The sequence below is a fragment of the Pseudonocardia sp. McavD-2-B genome (assembly GCF_024124365.1).
In the GTDB taxonomy this organism is placed as follows: domain Bacteria; phylum Actinomycetota; class Actinomycetes; order Mycobacteriales; family Pseudonocardiaceae; genus Pseudonocardia; species Pseudonocardia alni.
Genome location: NZ_JAMXSG010000540.1, coordinates 1 through 1,178, shown reverse-complemented (window position 1 = coordinate 1,178; position 1,178 = coordinate 1). Strand labels below are relative to the sequence as shown.

General features: G+C 76.8%; 2 protein-coding genes. Both read right to left on the bottom strand.

Features of this window, described 5'->3' with window-relative positions:
- Positions 1 to 397, bottom strand: a 397-nt coding sequence (locus NH602_RS31005; protein ID WP_253069713.1) for a LytTR family DNA-binding domain-containing protein, incomplete at its 3' end; no start/stop codon positions are given.
- A 1-nt stretch (position 398) separates the two neighbouring features.
- A partial coding sequence (locus NH602_RS31000) for a sensor histidine kinase (protein WP_253069712.1) occupies positions 399 to 1,178 on the bottom strand: 780 nt, incomplete at its 5' end.

Here is a 1,178-nt window from a genome sequence, read left to right as displayed (position 1 = left end):
CGGCGGCCGAGCGGCCCGCCCGGGCCCGGTGCACCCGGCCGAGCGCGTCGGCGAGCCGGTCCGCGCCGACCGGTTTGAGCAGGTAGTCGACGGCGCCGAGGCCGTACGCGGCGACGGCGTGCTCCTCGAACGCCGTCACGAAGACGATCTCCGGGGGCGTGGCCATCGCGGCCAGCACACCGCCGAGCTCCAGGCCGTCCATCCCGGGCATGGTGATGTCGAGGAAGACGGCGTCGAACCGGCCGGTGGGGATCGCGCGCAGCGCCTCCACCGCGCCGCCGGCCCGTGCGACCTCGCCGACGTCGGGCGCGTCGGCCAGCAGCGCGCAGATCTCGTCGAGGGCGGGGGCGACGTCGTCGACGGCCAGTACGCGCAGTGGCTCGGCGGGGGGTGTCACCTCAGATCACCACCCCGGGCTGGAACCGCGGGATCCGCAGCACGATCCGGGTGCCCGCGCCGGGCGCGGTCTCGATGACCAGGCCGTGATCGGGGCCGTAGACCGCGCGCAGCCTGCGGTCGACGTTCACCAGCGCCAGCCCGGCGCCCTCGGCGGTGCCGGCCAGTACGGCGCGGGCGTGCTCGGGGCTCATGCCCGGCCCGTCGTCGTCGACGGTGATCACGCAGACGTCCCCCTCGGCCTCGCCGCTGACCTGTACCAGCCCGCCGTCGGGGGAGCGCTCGACGCCGTGCTGCACCGCGTTCTCCACCAGCGGCTGCAGCGCCAGCACCGGGACCGGCACCGGCAGCACCTCCGGCGCCACCCGCACCTGCACCCGCAGCCGCTCGCCGAGGACGGCGCGGGCGAGGGTCAGGTAGGCCTCGACCGAGCGGAACTCCCCGGCCAGCGGCACGTAGTCGCCGCGTGCGGCGAGCGAGTGCCGGATGAACTCGGCGAAGGTCTCCAGCAGGTCGCGGGCGCGCGCCGGGTCCGAGCGGACGAACGAGGCGATCGTGGTGAGCGCGTTGTAGACGAAGTGCGGCGAGATCTGGGCCCGCAGCGCGCGCAGCCGGGCGGCCTCGGCCTCGGCCTCGCCGTCGGTCAGGCGGGCGCGTTCGAGGGCGTCGGCGACGAACGCGGCGGTCCGGCGGGCGGCGGCCGACCCGACCCCACCGGCCAGGACGAGCACCGGCCCGTCGCCGACGGGCAGCGCGGTGCGGCCGGCCTCGGTGAGCCGTCG